The following is a 14,848-nucleotide window of genomic DNA, read 5'->3' as shown; positions in this document are numbered from 1 at the left end:
GGCCCCCCCCGCGCGCCCCCCCCCCCCCCGGGTGGGGGGCGGCCCGCCCCCCCCCCGCGCGCGCGCGGGGGGGCCCGCGGGGTGGGGGGGCCCCCCCCCCCCCCGCGCCGCCCCCCCCGCCTCCCCGGCGTCGCGCGCCGGGCCGAACGGGCACCCTCCGGCGGCCCGGCGGCGCGGTCGCCGCAGGACTTGCTAGCGTGTCGGTGGCCGCCGGGTCGTTCGTGTCCGGCGGCCCGAGCCGAGGACGACCGCGTACCGGTGCCCGTCTGGCCCGTACCCACGGCGCCTCCGCCGGTCGTCGGCGTGACCTTCACAATCGAAGCGGCCGCAGCGGCTGCCGGGTCCTGCGCAGCGCCGGACCATCCAGGGGAAGAGTCGGAGTTCAGTGCAGACTTCAGCAGATACCGTCGAGGAGCACCCGGACGGCGCCGTCGGGAGCAGACCGCAGGGTGACGGGGAACGGCCGTCCGGTGTGACCGCCCGGGTGGCGGCGTGGTTCGAGCGGGCCCAGGGCCGGCGCTGGTTCTGGCCGGGCGCGCTGCTCGCCGGGTACCTCGGCGAGGTGCTCTTCCGGCTCGTCCTGGTCCGGCACCTGTACTACCCGTCGGTCCACGCCGACGAGGACTCCTACCTCGTCCTCGCCCGCGTGCTGGCCGGCGGCGGCAGCACCGAGATGCCGGTCGGTTCGGTCATCCCCGGCGGCTACCCGCTGCTGATCTCCCCGGCCTTCCGGATCGCGGACGACCCGAACACCGCGTACCACATGATCATGGGGATCAACGCGCTGCTCAACGCGCTGGTCCTCCCGCTGGCCTTCCTGGCGCTGCGCCGCTTCGGCCTGCAGCGGCCGCTGGCCTACGTCTTCGCCGTGGCCACCGCGCTGCTGCCGCCGGTGGTCTTCTACTCGCAGTACGTCCTGTCGGACACCGTGCTCCCGGTGCTGATCCTGTCCTGGCTGCTCTGCATGCACGGCTGGCTCGGCGAGGGCTCGCTCAAGCGCCGCACCTGGTTCGCGGCGGGCACGGCCGCGGCCGCCGCCTACACGATGGCGACCCACGACCGCGGCGGCGTGGTGGTGGCGCTGACCGCCGTGGTGTTCCTCGGCGTCCTGGTCCTGCGCTGGGCCCCGTGGCGGAGCACCGTGACCGGCCTCGGCGTGCTGGCGGTCGGCCTGGTCTTCGTCAAGGCGCTGTCGACGTGGCTCAACAACCAGTTCGACGTGGACGCGAGCAAGACCGGCACCTATCTGCTCGAGGGCATCACCAACCCCGACATCCTGCAGCGCACGCTGACCAGGACCATCGGTCAGATCTGGTACTTCATGATCTCCACCTGGGGGATCGGCGGCCTGGCGGTCGTGGTGTTCCTCTACGCGATCTTCAGCAAGCGCTTCGAGCGTCCGTACCGGATCGTCGGCGGCGTGGCGGTGGCCCTGCTCTTCGGCACCGCGCTGGCCGCCGCGGCCACGCTCCCGGAGGACTGGCGGATCGACAACTGGGTGTACGCCCGGTACTGCTCCTACCTGGTCCCGGTCTCCTTCGTCACCGGTGTCGCGGTGCTCGCCCGGTTCGGCCGGCGCAGCCTCGCCTACACCGCGGCCGGCTTCATGGCGCTCACCGTGCTGATCGCCCAGCTGGTGATCTGGTCCGCGGGCCCGCTGCTGGTCAAGCAGGTCTTCATCGGCTGGGGCATGCCGGACGCGCTGTTCCTGGCCAGCGACTGGGGCCGGCTCAACATGTGGCGGACGACCGCCGCGGCGTTCATCATCCTGGGCGCGATCGTGATGTTCCGGTACGCCGGCGGCCGCCGGGTCCTCTGGGCGACCGGCATCTCGCTCGCACTGTTCGGCGCCTTCGCCACGACGACCATCACCGAGCAGATCACCGACCCCTACACGGCCTGGCGCAAGACCTACGCGACCGACTTCACCAAGGCCGCCGGGATCAAGTCCACCGACAACGCGGTGCTCGCCTGGGACATCGAGGGCAACATCCGGATGGCCCAGGCCTTCGAGGTCTACAAGGGCCGGGTCTGGTACCGGGACCCGCGCTGGCAGCCGGTGCCCGCGGAGGCGACGCTGATCGCCACCCCGCTGCCCGAGGCGGGCAAGGCCCCCGAGTCCTACTGGAAGGACCACCCGGCCGAGTGGTACGTCGAGCGGGTCGACCAGAAGCGCGGCTTCATGGTCTGGCGCAAGCGCTGAGCGGCGCAGCGCCCGCCCCTCGCGGGCGCTGACCCCGGGCACGGCCCGTCGGGGCCGGTGAGGCAATGCCTCACCGGCCCCGATTGGCATTCCGGAGCCCTCCTGTGGCAGTATGTCCAAGTTGCTCGGTTGAGTTGCCGATGCTGCGCGCCTCCCGCCGGGAGGACCGGAAGCGAGTCCCATGTACTCGTCGTTCCCGTGATGGCCGTCAAGCGTGAGTGTTACGCCACGGCAGCTGCGGGGCGGACGTACGGGAATCTTCCGGGAAGTGCATGCGGGGCCTCGACCCGGCTCCCCCTCCCCCCAGATGTTCGAGACCGACGATTCGATCGTTGGTTTTTTACAAGCGCGAGTGCGACACGCCCGAGCGCGGGGGTCGGAGAGGGGGTCGTGCGGTGACTAGGACAGAAGGACTACAAGGTAGCCATGGCGGGACAGAAGATCCGCATCCGGCTCAAGGCCTACGACCACGAGGTCATCGACTCCTCGGCGAAGAAGATCGTCGAGACGGTGATCCGTACTGGTGCGCAGGTCGCGGGCCCGGTGCCGCTGCCCACTGAGAAGAACGTGTACTGCGTCATCCGCTCGCCGCACAAGTACAAGGACTCGCGCGAGCACTTCGAGATGCGCACTCACAAGCGTCTGATCGACATCCTCGACCCCACGCCGAAGACGGTTGACTCGCTGATGCGTCTCGACCTGCCGGCGGGCGTCGACATCGAGATCAAGCTCTGAGAGGCGCACCGAAGATGGCTAAGCAGATTAAGGGCATCCTGGGCGAGAAGCTCGGCATGACCCAGGTCTGGGACGAGAACAACCGGGTCGTTCCGGTGACCGTCGTCAAGGCCGGGCCGAATGTCGTGACCCAGGTCCACACCGCCGACAGCCCGGCCGGCTACGACGCCGTCCAGATCGGTTTCGGCGAGATCGACCCCCGCAAGGTGAACAAGCCCCTCGCGGGCCACTTCGCCAAGGCCGGTGTCACCCCGCGCCGCCACCTGGTCGAGCTCCGGACCTCGGACGCGTCCGAGTACACCCTGGGCCAGGAGATCACCGCCGAGCTGTTCGAGGCGGGTGTCAAGGTCGACGTGACCGGCACCTCCAAGGGCAAGGGCTTCGCCGGTGTCATGAAGCGCCACAACTTCCGGGGCCTCGGCGCCGGTCACGGTGTGCAGCGCAAGCACCGCTCGCCCGGTTCCATCGGTGGCTGCGCCACCCCGGGCCGCGTGTTCAAGGGCCTGAAGATGGCCGGCCGGATGGGTCACGAGCGTGTGACCACCCAGAACCTGACCGTGCACGCGGTTGACGCGGAGAAGGGTCTGCTCCTGATCAAGGGTGCGATCCCGGGCCCGAACGGCGGCCTCGTCCTCGTCCGCACCGCGGCGAAGGGGCTGTGAAGGATATGAGCACCATTGACATCCTGTCGCCCTCGGGTGACAAGACCGGCAGCCTCGAGCTTCCGGCCGAGATCTTCGACGCGAAGGTCAGCGTTCCGCTGATGCACCAGGTCGTCGTGGCGCAGCTCGCTGCGGCCCGTCAGGGCACCCACAAGACCAAGACTCGCGGCGAGGTCCGCGGTGGCGGCAGGAAGCCGTACCGCCAGAAGGGCACCGGCCGCGCCCGTCAGGGCTCGACGCGTGCGCCGCAGTTCGCCGGCGGTGGCGTCGTGCACGGTCCCGTGCCGCGCGACTACTCGCAGCGGACCCCGAAGAAGATGATCGCCGCCGCCCTGCGCGGTGCGCTCACCGACCGGGCCCGCCACAACCGCATCCACGTCATCACCGACGTGACCGCGACCGAGGCGCCGTCGACCAAGGCCGCCAAGAGCCTGTTCGGCAAGATCACCGAGCGCAAGAACGTCCTCCTGGTCGTCGAGCGTGCGGACGAGCTGGGCCTCAAGTCCGCTCGCAACCTGCCGAACGTCCACATCCTGGACGCCGGTCAGCTGAACACCTACGACGTGCTCGTCTCCGACGACGTGGTCTTCACCCAGGCCGCCTTCGAGCGTTTCGTGGCCGGTCCGGCCGCGTCCGCCAAGGCCGTTGCCGCTGAGGGCGAGCTCGAAGGGAGCGCCGCCTGATGAGCGACGTTACGAGCAAGACGTTCACGGACCCCCGTGACGTCCTGGTGAAGCCGGTCATCTCCGAGAAGAGCTACTCGCTCCTCGACGAGAACAAGTACACGTTCGTCGTGTCGCCCGGTGCCAACAAGACCCAGATCAAGCAGGCCGTCGAGGCGGTCTTCTCGGTCAAGGTCGAGTCCGTCAACACGCTCAACCGTCAGGGCAAGCGCAAGCGCTCCAAGACGGGTTTTGGCAAGCGCAAGGACACCAAGCGCGCCATCGTGACGCTGGCTGAGGGCAACCGCATCGACATCTTCGGTGGTCCGACCTCCTGACGGAGGCCGTGATCGTCGATCAAGACGAGGACGAAAATGGGTATCCGCAAGTACAAGCCGACTACGCCGGGCCGTCGTGGCTCCAGCGTGGCCGACTTCGTCGAAATCACGCGGTCCACGCCGGAGAAGTCGCTGGTTCGCCCCCTGCACAGCAAGGGCGGCCGTAACAACGCCGGTCGGATCACCGTTCGCCACCAGGGTGGCGGACACAAGCGCGCCTACCGTGTGATCGACTTCCGTCGTCACGACAAGGACGGCGTGCCGGCCAAGGTCGCGCACATCGAGTACGACCCGAACCGCACCGCGCGCATCGCGCTCCTGCACTACGCGGACGGCGAGAAGCGCTACATCATCGCGCCGCGCGGCATCGCGCAGGGCGACCGGGTCGAGAACGGCGCCGGCGCCGACATCAAGCCCGGCAACAACCTGCCGCTTCGCAACATCCCGGTCGGTACGACCATCCACGCGGTGGAGCTGCGTCCCGGCGGCGGTGCCAAGCTGGCCCGCTCGGCCGGTTCCGGCATTCAGCTGCTGGCGCGTGAGGGCAAGATGGCGCACCTGCGCATGCCCTCCGGTGAGATCCGCCTGGTCGACGCGCGCTGCCGCGCGACCGTCGGCGAGGTCGGCAACGCCGAGCAGTCGAACATCAACTGGGGCAAGGCCGGCCGTATGCGCTGGAAGGGCGTCCGCCCGACCGTGCGTGGTGTGGCCATGAACCCGATCGACCACCCGCACGGTGGTGGTGAGGGTAAGACCTCCGGTGGTCGCCACCCGGTTTCGCCGTGGGGCCAGAAGGAGGGTCGCACTCGTAGCCCGAAGAAGGCTTCGAACGCCCTCATCGTGCGCCGCCGCAAGACCAACAAGAAGCGCTAGGAGCAGGTCAGATGCCGCGCAGTCTCAAGAAGGGCCCCTTCATTGACGGCCACCTTCTCAAGAAGGTGGACGCGCAGAACGAGGCGGGTACCCAGAACGTCATCAAGACCTGGTCCCGTCGCTCCGTGATCTTCCCGGCCATGCTCGGCCACACGATCGCGGTGCACGATGGCCGTAAGCACGTCCCGGTGTTCGTCACCGAGTCGATGGTCGGCCACAAGCTCGGCGAGTTCGCGCCGACGCGTACCTTCCGCGGTCACGTCAAGGACGACCGCAAGTCGAAGCGTCGCTAGTCGCCAGCGAGATTACCGACTCAATGACTTACACCAGCAAGGGGACAACCATGGAAGCCAGGGCCCAGGCGCGGTACATCCGCGTCACGCCCATGAAGGCCCGCCGCGTGGTGGACCTCATCCGTGGCCTGAACGCCACGGAGGCCCAGGCGATCCTGCGGTTCGCTCCGCAGGCCGCGACCGTGCCGGTCGGCAAGGTGCTCGACAGCGCCATCGCCAACGCCGCGCACAACTACAACCACTCCAACGTGGACGACCTCGTCATCAGCGAGGCGTACGTTGACGAGGGTCCGACCCTGAAGCGGTTCCGTCCGCGCGCGCAGGGTCGTGCCTACCGGATCCGCAAGCGGACCAGCCACATCACCGTGGTCGTCAGCAGCAAGGAAGGGACCCGGTAATGGGCCAGAAGGTTAACCCGCACGGGTTCCGCCTCGGCATCAGCACGGACTTCAAGTCCCGCTGGTACGCCGACAAGCTGTACAAGGACTACGTCAAGGAAGACGTCGCCATTCGTCGCATGATGACGAAGGGCATGGAGCGCGCCGGCATCTCCAAGGTCGAGATCGAGCGCACCCGCGACCGCGTCCGCGTCGACATCCACACCGCTCGCCCCGGCATCGTGATCGGCCGGCGCGGCACCGAGGCCGACCGCATCCGCGGCGACCTCGAGAAGCTGACCGGCAAGCAGGTCCAGCTGAACATCCTCGAGGTCAAGAACCCCGAGCTGGACGCCCAGCTCGTGGCTCAGGGCGTCGCGGAGCAGCTGTCCTCCCGCGTCTCCTTCCGCCGTGCCATGCGCAAGTCGATGCAGGGCACCATGAAGTCCGGCGCCAAGGGCATCAAGGTCCAGTGCTCCGGTCGTCTCGGCGGCGCCGAGATGAGCCGTTCGGAGTTCTACCGCGAGGGCCGTGTGCCGCTGCACACCCTGCGCGCGAACGTCGACTACGGCTTCTTCGAGGCCAAGACGACCTTCGGCCGCATCGGCGTGAAGGTCTGGATCTACAAGGGCGACGTCAAGAACATCGCCGAGGTCCGCGCTGAGAACGCCGCCGCCCGCTCGGGCAACCGCCCGGCCCGCCCCGAGGGTGGTCGTCCCGCCCGCGGTGGCGAGCGCCGCGGTGGCGAGCGCGGTGGCCGCGGCCGTCGTCCCGCCGCTGCCGAGGCCCCCGCGGCCCAGGCCGCCGAGGCTCCGGCCGCCGAGAACACCGGAACGGAGGCCTGACCGCAATGCTGATCCCCCGTCGGGTCAAGCACCGCAAGCAGCACCACCCGAAGCGCCGCGGCGCCTCCAAGGGTGGCACCGAGCTGGCGTTCGGCCAGTTCGGCATCCAGGCCGTGACCCCGGCCTACGTGACGAACCGTCAGATCGAGTCCGCTCGTATCGCGATCACCCGTCACATCCGCCGTGGCGGCAAGGTCTGGATCAACATCTACCCGGACCGTCCGCTGACCAAGAAGCCGGCCGAGACCCGCATGGGTTCCGGTAAGGGTTCGCCGGAGTGGTGGATCGCGAACGTGCACCCGGGTCGGGTCATGTTCGAGCTGTCGTACCCGAACGAGAAGGTCGCTCGTGAGGCGCTGACCCGCGCCGCTCACAAGCTTCCGATGAAGTGCCGGATCGTCCGGCGCGAGGACGGTGAGAGCTGATGTCGGCCGCTACCAAGGCTGCTGACCTCCGCCAGCTGGACAACGAGGGTCTCGTTGCCAAGCTGCGCGAGGCCAAGGAGGAGCTGTTCAACCTCCGCTTCCAGGCGGCGACCGGGCAGCTCGACAACCACGGACGGCTCAAGCTCGTCCGTAAGGACATCGCGCGGATCTACACCCTGATGCGCGAGCGCGAGCTGGGCATCGAGACGGTGGAGAACGCCTGATGACTGAGAACACCAACGAGACGCGCGGTTTCCGCAAGACCCGTGAGGGTCTCGTCGTCAGCGACAAGATGGACAAGACCGTCGTCGTCGCCGTCGAGGACCGCGTCAAGCACGCGCTGTACGGCAAGGTCATCCGCCGTACGAACAAGCTGAAGGCGCACGACGAGGCGAACGCCTGCGGCATCGGCGACCGGGTCCTCCTCATGGAGACCCGCCCGCTGTCCGCGACGAAGCGCTGGCGCGTCGTCGAGATCCTCGAGAAGGCCAAGTAACGAAGTCGATGTGGTACGGCCGTATGTGCACCAGGTCCCTCGCGGGCGCTGGTGTGAGCAGCGGCCGGCCCGTCAGCTCTCGTTGACGATCAGGAGAAAGCTGTGATCCAGCAGGAGTCGCGACTGCGTGTCGCCGACAACACGGGCGCGAAGGAAATCCTTTGCATCCGCGTTCTCGGTGGTTCCGGTCGCCGCTACGCCGGTATCGGGGACGTCATTGTCGCCACCGTCAAGGACGCGATCCCCGGCGGTTCGGTGAAGAAGGGTGACGTCGTCAAGTGCGTCGTCGTCCGTACCGTGAAGTCGCGCCGTCGTCCCGACGGTTCGTACATCCGGTTCGACGAGAACGCCGCTGTCGTTCTCAAGAACACCGACGGTGACCCCCGCGGTACCCGCATCTTCGGCCCGGTGGGCCGCGAGCTGCGTGACAAGAAGTTCATGAAGATCATCTCGCTGGCGCCGGAGGTGCTCTAACCCATGGCGAACAGCATGAAGATCAAGAAGGGTGACCTGGTCCAGGTCATCACCGGCAAGGACCGCGGCAAGCAGGGCAAGGTCATCCAGGCCATGCCCGCCGAGAACAAGGTCCTGGTCGAGGGTGTGAACCGGGTCAAGAAGCACACCAAGCCGGGTCCGGGCACTCAGGGTGGCATTGTCACCGTCGAGGCCCCGGTGCACGTCTCCAACGTCCAGCTGGTCGTGGAGAAGGACGGCAAGAAGGTCGTCACCCGCGTTGGCTACCGCTTCGATGACGAGGGCAACAAGATCCGCGTTGCCAAGCGAACCGGTGAGGACATCTGATGTCTGAGACGTCTGTTGAGAAGGTGACCCCCCGCCTCAAGGAGCGTTACAACTCCGAGATCAAGGGTCAGCTGCAGGAGCAGTTCTCGTACGAGAACGTCATGCTGACGCCCGGCCTGGTCAAGGTCGTCGTCAACATGGGTGTCGGCGAGGCCGCCCGTGACAGCAAGCTGATCGAGGGCGCGATCCGCGACCTGACCGCGATCACCGGTCAGAAGCCGGCCGTGACCAAGGCTCGCAAGTCCATCGCGCAGTTCAAGCTGCGCGAGGGCCAGCCGATCGGCACCCACGTCACCCTCCGTGGTGACCGCATGTGGGAGTTCCTGGACCGTCTGGTGTCGCTGGCCCTGCCGCGTATCCGTGACTTCCGCGGTCTCTCCCCCAAGCAGTTCGACGGCCGTGGCAACTACACCTTCGGTCTGACCGAGCAGGTTATGTTCCACGAGATCGACCAGGACAAGGTCGACCGTCAGCGCGGTATGGACATCACCGTCGTGACCACCGCGCAGACCGACGACGAGGGCCGGGCGCTCCTGCGTGCTCTGGGCTTCCCGTTCAAGGAGGCGTGAGCCAATGGCGAAGAAGTCCCTCATCGCGAAGGCCGAGCGGAAGCCGAAGTTCGGCGTCCGGGCCTACACCCGGTGCCAGCGCTGCGGCCGTCCGCACTCGGTATACCGCAAGTTCGGCCTGTGCCGTGTGTGCCTCCGTGAGATGGCCCACCGCGGCGAGCTGCCGGGCGTGACCAAGAGCTCCTGGTAGTCCTCTTTCACCGGAGGAGCCGGACGCTCCAGGCACACGGCGAAGCAGAGGTGCCCGATCCCACAGCGGCCCGTTTTGGGCCTACCGTACGGATTCCCGTAAGGTAGTGGGGTCGGGCCCCCTGCCACGGCGTCCCCATGGATGCCCGTGGCCCTCTTGCGAGAGGGCTCGCACCCAGTCTTACGACGTCGCAGGTCCCCTGCGCTTGTGCCCCTGACGAACTCGAAAGAGTGCGGAAGGGGGACCTGGCGCGGAGAAACCGCGGCGAGAGAGGCCTGAGGCCATCATGACCATGACCGACCCCATCGCAGACATGCTCACGCGTCTGCGTAACGCGAACTCGGCGTACCACGACTCCGTGGCGATGCCGGCCAGCAAGATCAAGGCGCACGTCGCCGAGATCCTGCAGCAGGAGGGGTACATCTCCTCCTACAAGGTTGAGGAGCCGGTTGAGGGCGAGGTCGGCAAGAAGCTGACCATCGAGCTCAAGTTCGGCCCCAACCGTGAGCGCTCCATCGCCGGCATCAAGCGCATCAGCAAGCCGGGTCTGCGCGTTTACGCAAAGTCCACCAACCTGCCGAAGGTGCTCGGCGGCCTGGGCGTGGCGATCATCTCCACGTCCTCGGGTCTCCTCACCGACAAGCAGGCCGCCAAGAAGGGCGTAGGCGGAGAAGTTCTCGCCTACGTCTGGTAATTCGGGAAACGGAGGTACAGCAATGTCGCGCATTGGACGGCTGCCCATCCAGGTCCCCGCTGGCGTGGACGTCACCATCGATGGCCAGACGGTCTCGGTGAAGGGCCCGAAGGGTTCCCTCACCCACGTCGTCGCCGCGCCGATCGAGATCGGCAAGGGCGAGGACGGCATTCTGGCCGTCACCCGCCCCAACGACGAGCGTCAGTCGAAGGCCCTGCACGGCCTGACCCGCACGCTGGTGGCGAACATGATCACCGGCGTGACCGCGGGCTACCGCAAGTCGCTGGAGATCAGCGGTGTCGGCTACCGAGTTCTGGCGAAGGGCTCCGACATGGAGTTCCAGCTGGGCTACAGCCACCCGATCCTCGTCGAGGCTCCGGAGGGCATCTCCTTCGTCGTCGAGTCGGCCACCAAGTTCCACGTGGACGGCATCGACAAGCAGAAGGTCGGCGAGGTCGCCGCGAAGATCCGCAAGCTGCGCAAGCCCGACCCGTACAAGGCCAAGGGTGTCAAGTACGCGGGCGAGGTCATCCGCCGCAAGGTCGGAAAGAGTGGTAAGTAAGCGATGAGTGTCTCTGTCAAGATCGGCAAGGGCAACGCCTACAAGAGCGCCGCTCGCAAGCGCCGCGCGATCCGCGTTCGCAAGCGCATCGTCGGCAGCGAGGTGCGTCCGCGCCTCGTCGTGACGCGCTCGAACCGTCACATGGTCGCCCAGGTCATCGACGACGCCAAGGGTCACACCCTGGCGTCGGCGTCCACCCTCGACGTGTCCATCAAGGGCGCCGAGGGCGACAAGACCGAGCTGGCCAAGAAGGTCGGGAGCCTGGTCGCCGAGCGCGCCAAGGCCGCCGGCATCGAGTCGGTCGTCTTCGACCGCGCGGGCAACCGGTACGCCGGCCGCATCGCCGCCCTGGCGGACGCGGCCCGCGAGGCCGGGCTCGACTTCTAAGCCGCTCGTCGACTCTGTCGGCGGACGTAATCGAGAGAGGTAATTCCAATGGCTGGACCCCAGCGCCGCGGTAGCGGCGCCGGCGGCGGCACCGGTGGCGAGCGGCGCGACCGTAAGCGTGACGACCGGGGCAACGCCCCCGCCGTCGAGAAGACCGCTTACGTCGAGCGCGTCGTCGCGATCAACCGCGTCGCCAAGGTTGTCAAGGGTGGTCGTCGCTTCAGCTTCACCGCGCTGGTCGTGGTGGGCGACGGTGACGGCACCGTAGGTGTCGGCTACGGGAAGGCGAAGGAGGTTCCGGCCGCCATCGCCAAGGGTGTTGAGGAGGCCAAGAAGAACTTCTTCAAGGTCCCCCGTATCCAGGGCACCATCGCGCACCCCGTTCAGGGCGAGAAGGCCGCCGGCGTCGTGCTGCTGAAGCCCGCCGCCCCCGGTACCGGTGTTATCGCCGGTGGCCCGGTGCGTGCCGTCCTGGAGTGCGCCGGCGTTCACGACATCCTGTCGAAGTCGCTCGGCTCGGACAACGCGATCAACATCGTGCACGCCACGGTTGCCGCGCTGAAGCAGATCCAGCGTCCCGAGGAGGTCGCGGCCCGCCGTGGCCTGCCGCTCGAGGACGTGGCTCCGGCCGGTCTTCTGCGGGCTCGGGCTGCTGCCGGGGTGAGTGCCTGATGGCTCGCCTGAAGATCACGCAGACCAAGTCGTACATCGGCAGCAAGCAGAACCACCGCGACACCCTGCGCTCGCTTGGCCTCAAGCGCATGCACGACGTCGTGGTGAAGGAGGACCGTCCCGAGATCCGCGGGATGGCCCACACGGTCCGTCACCTGGTGACGGTTGAGGAGGTGGACTGATCATGGGCGACAACCCGATCAAGATCCACAACCTGCGTCCCGCCCCGGGTGCCAAGACCGACAAGATCCGTGTGGGTCGTGGTGAGGCGTCCAAGGGTAAGACCGCTGGTCGTGGTACCAAGGGCACCAAGGCCCGCTACCAGGTTCCGCAGCGCTTCGAGGGTGGCCAGATGCCGCTCCACATGCGTCTGCCGAAGCTGAAGGGCTTCAAGAACCCGTTCAAGATCACGTTCCAGGTCGTCAACCTCGACAAGCTGGCCGAGCTCTACCCGCAGGGTGGCGCCGTCACGGTCGAGGACCTGGTCGCCAAGGGCGCGGTTCGCAAGAACTCCCTCGTCAAGGTGCTCGGCACCGGCGAGATCTCGGTCGCCCTGCAGGTGACGGTCGACGCCGTCTCCGGCTCGGCCGCCGAGAAGATCACCGCCGCCGGCGGTACCGTCACCGAGCTCGTCTGAGCCCGCTGACACCCCGCGAGCCCCGCGTCTCCCCCTGGGAGGCGCGGGGCTCGCGCCGTTTCCGGCCCTTTCCGGGGCGCGGGTGTCCGGATGGTGATGGCCGGGCCCTCGTTCTTTTGTGTGGCAAAACCGGGCATCCCGTACCCCGTGAGTGGGGGAGCGGCGGTACGCGCTTCTTTCGAGCGGCCGTGCACTGTTAGAGTCCGTGGAGTTCCCTTGTAGGCTGCGCATAGGCTCGCCTGTGCCGTCTGTAACGGAGCCCGAACCGCAAACTCCCATTCAGGACCGACCCTCCCGCCGACGACGTGCGGGAGGCGCAGGAGGCACCGTGCTCAGTGCGTTCGCGCGGGCGTTCCAGACGCCCGACCTGCGCAAGAAGCTGCTGTTCACGCTGGGCATCATGGTGCTGTTCCGGCTGGGCTCGCACGTTCCCGTACCAGGGGTCGACTTCGAGGCGGTTCACGCCTGCATCAAGGAGACCAAGAACAACGGCCTGTTCGGGCTGGTGAACCTGTTCTCCGGCGGGGCGCTGCTCCAGCTGACGATCTTCGCCCTCGGCATCATGCCGTACATCACGGCGAGCATCATCCTCCAGCTCCTCACCGTCGTGATCCCGCGACTCGAGGCGCTCAAGAAGGAGGGGCAGGCCGGCCAGGCGAAGATCACGCAGTACACCCGGTACCTGACCATCGCGCTGGCGGTGCTCCAGGGCACCGGCATCGTGGCGACCGCGTCCAGCGGCGCCCTGTTCTCGGGCTGCGTCTACGCCAACCAGATCGTGCCGGACACCGGCGTGTTCCGGATCGCCGTCATGGTCCTGACCATGACCGCCGGCACCACGGTGATCATGTGGCTCGGTGAGCTGATCACCGACCGCGGCATCGGCAACGGCATGTCGCTGCTGATCTTCACCTCGATCGCCGCCCAGTTCCCCACCTCGATGTGGGCGATCAAGCAGTCCGGCACCATCGGCGGCGGCTGGGTCGAGTTCCTCTCGGTCATCGCGATCGGCGTCATCGTTGTGATGCTCGTCATCTTCGTCGAGCAGGCCCAGCGCCGGATCCCGGTCCAGTACGCGAAGCGGATGATCGGGCGGCGGGCCTTCGGCGGCACGTCGACCTACATCCCGCTCAAGGTGAACCAGGCCGGTGTCATCCCGGTCATCTTCGCCTCGTCGCTGCTGTACATCCCGGCCCTGGTGGTCCAGCTGACCAACAGCCAGGCCGGCTGGGCGGTGTGGATCAACCAGCACTTCGTGCGCGGTGACCACCCGATCTACATGGCCACCTACTTCCTGCTGATCGTCTTCTTCGCCTTCTTCTACGTCGCGATCTCCTTCAACCCCGAAGAAGTCGCCGACAACATGAAGAAGTATGGTGGGTTCATCCCGGGTATCCGGGCCGGCCGCCCGACGGCCGAGTACCTGAACTACGTGCTCACCCGCATCACGTGGCCGGGTTCGCTCTACCTGGGCCTGATCGCGTTGATCCCGATGATCGCCCTGGTCGCCTTCGGACAGCAGACCAACTTCCCGTTCGGCGGCACCAGCGTGCTCATCGTCGTCGGCGTCGGACTCGAAACTGTGAAGCAGATCGAGAGCCAGCTCCAGCAGCGCAATTACGAAGGGTTCCTCCGCTGATGCGTATTGTCCTCGTCGGACCCCCCGGGGCCGGGAAGGGTACTCAGGCGCACCTCCTCGCCAAGACCCTGTCCATCCCCCACATCTCCACCGGCGACCTCTTCCGCGCCAACATCGGCCAGGGCACCCCGCTGGGTGTCGAGGCCAAGAGCTACATGGACGCGGGCCGCCTGGTTCCCGACGAGGTCACGATCGGGATGGCCAAGGACCGGATGCTCCAGGAGGACGCCGCCAACGGCTTCCTGCTGGACGGCTTCCCGCGCAACCTGGGCCAGGCGAAGGCGCTGGACGAGTTCCTCGCCGAGCAGGGCATCAAGCTCGACGGCGTGCTCGACCTGGAGGTCCCCGAGGACGAGGTCGTCCGCCGGATCGCCGGCCGACGGCTCTGCCGCAACGACGGCGGCCACGTGTTCCACGTGGACTACAACCCGCCGAAGGCCGACGGCGTCTGCGACGAGTGCGGCGGCGAGCTGTACCAGCGCTCGGACGACACCGAGGACAAGGTGCGGACCCGGCTGGAGGTCTACCACACGGAGACCGAGCCGATCATCGACTACTACCGCCAGCAGGGCCTGATCGCCACGATCCCGGCCCTCGGCAAGGTCGACGAGGTCACCCAGCGCGCGATCGAGGCGCTGAAGCAGGACAGCTGAGTTTTTCGCGACCGACCTACGGCCGCGGTGGCCGCGGCCCGGCCGCCCGGGCCTTAGGGGTCGTACGGTGGGAAGCGTTGAACGCCGGCCCGCAAAGTCCCCGGGGGGAACCAAGGACGGCGTGAACCGATTTGG

24 protein-coding genes are annotated in these 14,848 nt (G+C 67.6%); all 24 read left to right on the top strand.

The features are described 5' to 3' along the window. Window positions 1–385 precede the first annotated feature (385 nt). The 24 genes from ACFVFS_RS39040 (at window position 386) to ACFVFS_RS38925 (ending at window position 14,713) form a co-directional block, all read left to right on the top strand. On the top strand, window positions 386–2,203 hold the full coding sequence (locus ACFVFS_RS39040; RefSeq protein ID WP_380629757.1) for a phospholipid carrier-dependent glycosyltransferase: 1,818 nt from the start codon (window positions 386–388) through the stop codon (window positions 2,201–2,203). A 426-nt stretch (window positions 2,204–2,629) separates the two neighbouring features. Then, window positions 2,630–2,938 carry a 30S ribosomal protein S10 gene (rpsJ, locus tag ACFVFS_RS39035; protein WP_012785157.1) on the top strand — a complete coding sequence of 103 codons (309 nt, stop codon included), beginning with the start codon at window positions 2,630–2,632 and terminating at the stop codon, window positions 2,936–2,938. A gap of 14 nt (window positions 2,939–2,952) precedes the next feature. Continuing rightward, complete coding sequence (gene rplC, locus ACFVFS_RS39030; protein ID WP_189916064.1) at window positions 2,953–3,600, top strand: 50S ribosomal protein L3; 648 nt, start codon at window positions 2,953–2,955, stop codon at window positions 3,598–3,600. 5 nt (window positions 3,601–3,605) lie between these two features. Beyond that, the gene (gene rplD / locus ACFVFS_RS39025) at window positions 3,606–4,283 is read left to right on the top strand and encodes a 50S ribosomal protein L4 (protein ID WP_380629756.1); all 678 of its coding nucleotides are present in this window, start codon (window positions 3,606–3,608) and stop codon (window positions 4,281–4,283) included. Continuing rightward, entirely contained in the window at window positions 4,283–4,600 is a 318-nt protein-coding gene (gene rplW, locus ACFVFS_RS39020) for a 50S ribosomal protein L23 (RefSeq protein WP_380278767.1), read from the top strand. Before rplD ends, rplW begins: the two co-directional genes overlap by 1 nt. A gap of 36 nt (window positions 4,601–4,636) precedes the next feature. Beyond that, window positions 4,637–5,473: a 50S ribosomal protein L2 gene (gene rplB, locus ACFVFS_RS39015; RefSeq protein WP_376086155.1), complete on the top strand. Its 837-nt coding sequence runs from the start codon at window positions 4,637–4,639 to the stop codon at window positions 5,471–5,473. Window positions 5,474–5,484: 11 nt separating this feature from the next. Next, complete coding sequence (gene rpsS, locus ACFVFS_RS39010) at window positions 5,485–5,766, top strand: 30S ribosomal protein S19 (protein WP_030055821.1); 282 nt, start codon at window positions 5,485–5,487, stop codon at window positions 5,764–5,766. 50 nt (window positions 5,767–5,816) lie between these two features. Next, on the top strand, window positions 5,817–6,164 hold the full coding sequence (rplV, locus tag ACFVFS_RS39005) for a 50S ribosomal protein L22 (protein ID WP_380629755.1): 348 nt from the start codon (window positions 5,817–5,819) through the stop codon (window positions 6,162–6,164). Beyond that, a complete protein-coding gene (gene rpsC, locus ACFVFS_RS39000; RefSeq protein WP_380629754.1) occupies window positions 6,164–6,988 on the top strand; it encodes a 30S ribosomal protein S3 in 825 nt (274 codons plus the stop codon). Before rplV ends, rpsC begins: the two co-directional genes overlap by 1 nt. Before the next feature lie 5 nt (window positions 6,989–6,993). Then, window positions 6,994–7,413, top strand: a complete 420-nt coding sequence (gene rplP / locus ACFVFS_RS38995; RefSeq protein WP_030300385.1) for a 50S ribosomal protein L16 — start codon at window positions 6,994–6,996, stop codon at window positions 7,411–7,413. Then, on the top strand, window positions 7,413–7,637 hold the full coding sequence (gene rpmC / locus ACFVFS_RS38990) for a 50S ribosomal protein L29 (protein ID WP_030300387.1): 225 nt from the start codon (window positions 7,413–7,415) through the stop codon (window positions 7,635–7,637). Before rplP ends, rpmC begins: the two co-directional genes overlap by 1 nt. Further along, on the top strand, window positions 7,637–7,909 hold the full coding sequence (gene rpsQ, locus ACFVFS_RS38985) for a 30S ribosomal protein S17 (protein WP_037605711.1): 273 nt from the start codon (window positions 7,637–7,639) through the stop codon (window positions 7,907–7,909). Before rpmC ends, rpsQ begins: the two co-directional genes overlap by 1 nt. A 102-nt stretch (window positions 7,910–8,011) precedes the next feature. Next, entirely contained in the window at window positions 8,012–8,383 is a 372-nt protein-coding gene (gene rplN / locus ACFVFS_RS38980) for a 50S ribosomal protein L14 (protein ID WP_030393301.1), read from the top strand. Between the two features lie 15 nt (window positions 8,384–8,398). Beyond that, entirely contained in the window at window positions 8,399–8,710 is a 312-nt protein-coding gene (gene rplX, locus ACFVFS_RS38975) for a 50S ribosomal protein L24 (RefSeq protein WP_030055828.1), read from the top strand. After that, window positions 8,710–9,279 carry a 50S ribosomal protein L5 gene (gene rplE / locus ACFVFS_RS38970; RefSeq protein ID WP_030300393.1) on the top strand — a complete coding sequence of 190 codons (570 nt, stop codon included), beginning with the start codon at window positions 8,710–8,712 and terminating at the stop codon, window positions 9,277–9,279. The genes rplX and rplE overlap by 1 nt, the downstream gene beginning before the upstream one ends. Before the next feature lie 4 nt (window positions 9,280–9,283). Continuing rightward, window positions 9,284–9,469, top strand: coding sequence for a type Z 30S ribosomal protein S14 (locus ACFVFS_RS38965; RefSeq protein WP_030393303.1), 186 nt, complete (start codon window positions 9,284–9,286; stop codon window positions 9,467–9,469). A 286-nt stretch (window positions 9,470–9,755) separates the two neighbouring features. Further along, a complete protein-coding gene (rpsH, locus tag ACFVFS_RS38960) occupies window positions 9,756–10,163 on the top strand; it encodes a 30S ribosomal protein S8 (RefSeq protein WP_030055831.1) in 408 nt (135 codons plus the stop codon). Window positions 10,164–10,185: 22 nt separating this feature from the next. After that, window positions 10,186–10,725 carry a 50S ribosomal protein L6 gene (gene rplF, locus ACFVFS_RS38955; RefSeq protein WP_030393304.1) on the top strand — a complete coding sequence of 180 codons (540 nt, stop codon included), beginning with the start codon at window positions 10,186–10,188 and terminating at the stop codon, window positions 10,723–10,725. 3 nt (window positions 10,726–10,728) lie between these two features. Then, window positions 10,729–11,112, top strand: a complete 384-nt coding sequence (gene rplR, locus ACFVFS_RS38950) for a 50S ribosomal protein L18 (protein WP_344338019.1) — start codon at window positions 10,729–10,731, stop codon at window positions 11,110–11,112. A gap of 48 nt (window positions 11,113–11,160) precedes the next feature. Further along, entirely contained in the window at window positions 11,161–11,784 is a 624-nt protein-coding gene (gene rpsE, locus ACFVFS_RS38945) for a 30S ribosomal protein S5 (protein WP_344338017.1), read from the top strand. Further along, complete coding sequence (gene rpmD / locus ACFVFS_RS38940) at window positions 11,784–11,966, top strand: 50S ribosomal protein L30 (protein WP_030055835.1); 183 nt, start codon at window positions 11,784–11,786, stop codon at window positions 11,964–11,966. The genes rpsE and rpmD overlap by 1 nt, the downstream gene beginning before the upstream one ends. Window positions 11,967–11,968: 2 nt before the next feature. Beyond that, on the top strand, window positions 11,969–12,421 hold the full coding sequence (gene rplO, locus ACFVFS_RS38935; RefSeq protein WP_380629753.1) for a 50S ribosomal protein L15: 453 nt from the start codon (window positions 11,969–11,971) through the stop codon (window positions 12,419–12,421). Window positions 12,422–12,749: 328 nt separating this feature from the next. After that, window positions 12,750–14,060 carry a preprotein translocase subunit SecY gene (gene secY / locus ACFVFS_RS38930; RefSeq protein WP_350561927.1) on the top strand — a complete coding sequence of 437 codons (1,311 nt, stop codon included), beginning with the start codon at window positions 12,750–12,752 and terminating at the stop codon, window positions 14,058–14,060. Beyond that, the gene (locus tag ACFVFS_RS38925) at window positions 14,060–14,713 is read left to right on the top strand and encodes an adenylate kinase (RefSeq protein ID WP_380629752.1); all 654 of its coding nucleotides are present in this window, start codon (window positions 14,060–14,062) and stop codon (window positions 14,711–14,713) included. The genes secY and ACFVFS_RS38925 overlap by 1 nt, the downstream gene beginning before the upstream one ends. Window positions 14,714–14,848: the final 135 nt, after the last annotated feature.

The organism is Kitasatospora sp. NPDC057692 (assembly GCF_042799475.1).
Lineage (GTDB): Bacteria > Actinomycetota > Actinomycetes > Streptomycetales > Streptomycetaceae > Kitasatospora.
The sequence above is the reverse complement of the archived record's forward strand: the minus strand, read 5'-3'. Positions and strand labels throughout refer to the sequence as shown.

Bases quoted from the DNA above. Each gene is read 5' to 3' on its own strand.
- ACFVFS_RS38965 (WP_030393303.1), top strand. From the start codon at position 9,284: ATGGCGAAGAAGTCCCTCATCGCGAAGGCCGAGCGGAAGCCGAAGTTC.
- rplB (WP_376086155.1), top strand. From the start codon at position 4,637: ATGGGTATCCGCAAGTACAAGCCGACTACGCCGGGCCGTCGTGGCTCC.
- rplR (WP_344338019.1), top strand. From the start codon at position 10,729: ATGAGTGTCTCTGTCAAGATCGGCAAGGGCAACGCCTACAAGAGCGCC.
- rpsQ (WP_037605711.1), top strand. From the start codon at position 7,637: ATGACTGAGAACACCAACGAGACGCGCGGTTTCCGCAAGACCCGTGAG.
- rplV (WP_380629755.1), top strand. From the start codon at position 5,817: ATGGAAGCCAGGGCCCAGGCGCGGTACATCCGCGTCACGCCCATGAAG.
- rplC (WP_189916064.1), top strand. From the start codon at position 2,953: ATGGCTAAGCAGATTAAGGGCATCCTGGGCGAGAAGCTCGGCATGACC.
- rplE (WP_030300393.1), top strand. From the start codon at position 8,710: ATGTCTGAGACGTCTGTTGAGAAGGTGACCCCCCGCCTCAAGGAGCGT.
- rpmD (WP_030055835.1), top strand. From the start codon at position 11,784: ATGGCTCGCCTGAAGATCACGCAGACCAAGTCGTACATCGGCAGCAAG.
- ACFVFS_RS38925 (WP_380629752.1), top strand. From the start codon at position 14,060: ATGCGTATTGTCCTCGTCGGACCCCCCGGGGCCGGGAAGGGTACTCAG.
- rpsC (WP_380629754.1), top strand. From the start codon at position 6,164: ATGGGCCAGAAGGTTAACCCGCACGGGTTCCGCCTCGGCATCAGCACG.
- rplF (WP_030393304.1), top strand. From the start codon at position 10,186: ATGTCGCGCATTGGACGGCTGCCCATCCAGGTCCCCGCTGGCGTGGAC.
- rplD (WP_380629756.1), top strand. From the start codon at position 3,606: ATGAGCACCATTGACATCCTGTCGCCCTCGGGTGACAAGACCGGCAGC.
- rplP (WP_030300385.1), top strand. From the start codon at position 6,994: ATGCTGATCCCCCGTCGGGTCAAGCACCGCAAGCAGCACCACCCGAAG.
- rplW (WP_380278767.1), top strand. From the start codon at position 4,283: ATGAGCGACGTTACGAGCAAGACGTTCACGGACCCCCGTGACGTCCTG.
- rpsE (WP_344338017.1), top strand. From the start codon at position 11,161: ATGGCTGGACCCCAGCGCCGCGGTAGCGGCGCCGGCGGCGGCACCGGT.
- rpsJ (WP_012785157.1), top strand. From the start codon at position 2,630: ATGGCGGGACAGAAGATCCGCATCCGGCTCAAGGCCTACGACCACGAG.
- rplO (WP_380629753.1), top strand. From the start codon at position 11,969: ATGGGCGACAACCCGATCAAGATCCACAACCTGCGTCCCGCCCCGGGT.
- rplX (WP_030055828.1), top strand. From the start codon at position 8,399: ATGAAGATCAAGAAGGGTGACCTGGTCCAGGTCATCACCGGCAAGGAC.
- rpsH (WP_030055831.1), top strand. From the start codon at position 9,756: ATGACCATGACCGACCCCATCGCAGACATGCTCACGCGTCTGCGTAAC.
- rpsS (WP_030055821.1), top strand. From the start codon at position 5,485: ATGCCGCGCAGTCTCAAGAAGGGCCCCTTCATTGACGGCCACCTTCTC.
- rpmC (WP_030300387.1), top strand. From the start codon at position 7,413: ATGTCGGCCGCTACCAAGGCTGCTGACCTCCGCCAGCTGGACAACGAG.